Annotated in this window: 2 protein-coding genes; both read right to left on the bottom strand. The window is 35.8% G+C overall.

Annotated elements, in window-relative coordinates; all coding sequences use genetic code 11:
* The coding region (locus tag K8V80_RS02870) for a RagB/SusD family nutrient uptake outer membrane protein (RefSeq protein ID WP_276775337.1) at nt 1-525 on the bottom strand (525 nt) is incomplete at its 3' end.
* 10 nt (nt 526-535) lie between these two features.
* A partial coding sequence (locus tag K8V80_RS02865) for a SusC/RagA family TonB-linked outer membrane protein (RefSeq protein WP_276775335.1) occupies nt 536-3,710 on the bottom strand: 3,175 nt, incomplete at its 5' end.

The raw sequence follows: 3,710 nt of genomic DNA, 5'->3' as shown, positions 1-3,710 counted from the left end.
ATACTTAGGGTCTAAAGTGGTTTCAGCTTCTATCATATAGTGAATACCTAAATCATTTTCAGAAAACTCTTCACTATAATGTAAGCTAAACATATTCACTAATAGAAAATGAGAATAAGCTCTACACAATAACGCTTCACCCAAAGCTCCCCTTAGTTCTTGAGGCGATCCCAGTGCATTGATCGCATCTATGGCATGATTGGCCGAAGATATTGCTGTATAACAGCTACTCCATACCATTCTAGGACCATCATTATCAAACTCGGTCACGTCTTCCCAGTTAAATAGTTGATCTGAGAAAATAGAACCGTAAGGATTACTTGCTCCCATATAATCCACATTATCCGATGATATTTCGCAAGTTGCTATATATGATGTCGATGGATAAGCCGTTACAAGTAATTTCCTCACCTTTTCAGGGGAATCTATTTCGGCTCTATTATCTGGCATAGTGTCCAAGTAGGAATTGCAACTCGCAAGACCGAGGACAGCTAAGCCCATTAATATATATTTAATTTTTTTCATAGTATTCAATTTATAGTCCTAGTCTAAGTGTTAATGTAAACTGTTTTGGTATAGGTGTAGCCACACCACCAGTATTGAAGAATTCTGGATCTTGACCATTCAGCTTCTTATCTGCATAGATTAAGAAAAGGTTTGTAGCCTGTAATTTTAGAGAAAGATTGCTCAACTTTAATCTGCTAATAAGGTCTTTATTAAAATCATAAGTTAGAGAAATTTCTTTCATTCTGATGAAATCACCTTTAGCAACTCTTGCTGTAGAATAATTATAAGCATTGTAAGCTCTATTCAAGTAAGAATCATTCTTTAGTTGTCTGCGGCTAGCAATTACGGGTATATTGGTATGATTTTCATCACCTGGTACAACCCATCTATTCTTAAATTCTTTAGACATTGCATTTAAATCATTGTAACTACTCCTAAAGACAGGATCTAGACGTACTTTATTTCCCCAAGAATAAGTAATAAACAGATTTAATTTAAAGTTTTTATAAGTAAATGTATTTCCCAAACCACCATGATCAGTTGGGTCCACACTTCCTTCATAAACTAAATGATCTAGATTATCTCTTTCTTGGAAATTAATATCAGTTGTAGTTAACTCATCTTTCTCATTAATAAATGTAGGTAGTCCTTCATCATTCAATCCTTCAAATCGGTAAGAGAATAATGAGCGTACGGGATAGCCTTCTTTAGCATAACCTGCTCCAGCCACCATATCAATAGCTCTACTTCTATTCTTCAAGTTGGTTATTTCATTTTTAACATGAGAGTAAGTAAAGTCTGTGGTCCAAGAAAAATCAGGAGTTACAATATTTTTTGTACTCAATGTTAATTCAGCACCTCTTGATTTCATTTCGGCAACGTTACCATATTTTGAAATTTCACCACCTAATCCTTGGGTATTTACAATACCAATCAAGTCGTAGTTATTACGCTTGTACCAATCGAATACAAAGTTGATTCTATTATCTAACAAACCTAAATCTAGACCGATATTAAACTCATGTTTCTTTTCATAAGTTAAATCACTATTTTCTAGACTATATATTTCCAGCCCTGATTCAGATACACCACTTGAAGGTCTCCAAGGAGTAGTACTATTAATAACAGCATGTGAGTTTGTAACCCATGCTGGACCTCTATCAGCTGTCAAGCTATAAGATGCTTTTAATGCTAAGTGAGAGAATGTAGGAGTCAGATTTTCAAAGAATTTTTCTTCGTGTGCATTCCATGCTGCTGCAACGTTCCAAGTAGGTAGCCAGCGAGCAGAAGTCGCTTTACCTAGTTTGTTTGTTCCTTCATAGCGGAATGTTCCATTCAAGGTATATTTACCTTTATAAGAATAAGTTAGATTCGTAAAGAACGCAACACTTCTGTCTTTTGTATGATTTAGACCATAATAATCTGAACCTTCTTCTTTTCCTTTTTTAAACACTTCATAAGCATAGAAAGGTATTTCACCCATACTATATTGAAGTCCCCAACCACGGAACCAAGTTTGGTCACGATCAATTCTGTTTATCTCAGAACCTGCATAAGCGTTAATAATATGAGTATCTTTAATCACTGTATTATAAGATGCAGATAAACGTAAATCGTTTGTACGCATTCTATAATCTGTTCTTTTATAAATACCCCCTTGTGGCAACACTGTAATAGGTATTGCATAAGGATTATCAGGATCTGTATATAAGAATGGATTTCTATCACGAATAGTAGTTGTAGGCATTGTTCTATAAGCTACAGCTTGGTTTGAGAAGTCTGTAATATTATGTTCTTGAGAAGTTGCCTGATATTGAATAGCTCCCAAAGCAGCTAGTTCTAATTCTCTAATAGGCTTGTAACGTAAATCCATCTGGAATTTTAAATCAGAAATATTTAAATCCAAATAGTTATTTTCCAATTCATGTTTAATATTAAATGGAGCATAATTTCTCACATAATACTCATCAGGATTAAGAGCTCTTGAAGAGTTTAACGCATACGAATAAGGGTTAATATCGAAATCACGTTTTACTTCACCACTCACAGCATCCACATCTTGTGAAAGTGTTCCTGGTGCTTTTTGTTTACGATAAGAACCATTTGTAATCACATTCAATGTCAGATTATCTAAGATATTGAATGAAGCATTTAAGTTTGCAGTATAACGATTTACTTTACTTTGCTTGGTCCATCCTGGATCTAATAAAGCACTAATAGATGCATAGTAAGAAGATCTTTCATTACCTGAAGACATACTTACTGCATGATTTTGCATCACATTAACATCAAATAGTTCTTTAAACCAATTTGTGTTTTGGTACTCTGCACCTCTTAGATATTGGTTTCTAGATTGTGGGGTGTTTAAGAGCTGACCTTCATTAACAAGTTGGTACATCTTACCATATACACCACTTTCTGATGCTGTTGCAATTTCAGCAAGGTTTAACCAACCTTTTTGTTGCATTTCTTGGTAAACAGCCATCTGGTCTTGAGAGTTCATGATATTAAAATCATTGTAATTTGGTCTCATTCTAGTAGTGAACTCACCCGTATAACTAATACGGCTCACTCCTGCTCTACCTTTCTTGGTAGTAATAACAATAACACCAGCCATAGCTCTAGCACCATAAATAGAAGTTGCCGAACCGTCTTTTAAGACTTGGAAACTTTCAATGTCATCGGCATTTAATCCTGCAATGGCAGAACTGATCAACGTGGTTGCGTCTCCAGAAGAGAGTGCGTCAGCATCTACTTCTACAACATCTTCCATAACAACTCCATCTACAACCCATAAAGGTTTAGAGTTACCATAAATAGAGGTAGCACCACGAACACGAATTTTAGGAGCTGTACCAAATGTACCTGATACGTTTTGTACCGACACACCAGCAGCCTTACCTTCCAAAGCTCTTGAAGGGTCGGGAAGACCATCCATTTTAGCTTTATCTCCGCCTACCTGAACAGAAGCCCCAGTAAAGAGTCGCTTATCGACTTTTGTCATACCAGTAACCACAACTTCTTCTAGAACTTGTGTATCAACTTCCATAATAATTTTCATGTGTGCTTTAATGGGTACTTCTTTGTTTTTCATACCAATGTAAGCCACCTGGATTGTTTTTGCGGAGCTCGGTACGTTTGGAATTGTAAACTTACCATCAATGTCTGTTGAGGCACCTACCGTGGTACCTTTAACAATGACC

Origin of the sequence: Bacteroides coprosuis (assembly GCF_020741705.1) — a bacterium.
Taxonomy (GTDB): domain Bacteria; phylum Bacteroidota; class Bacteroidia; order Bacteroidales; family Bacteroidaceae; genus Bacteroides_E; species Bacteroides_E coprosuis.
This window is presented reverse-complemented; position numbering and strand designations above follow the sequence as displayed.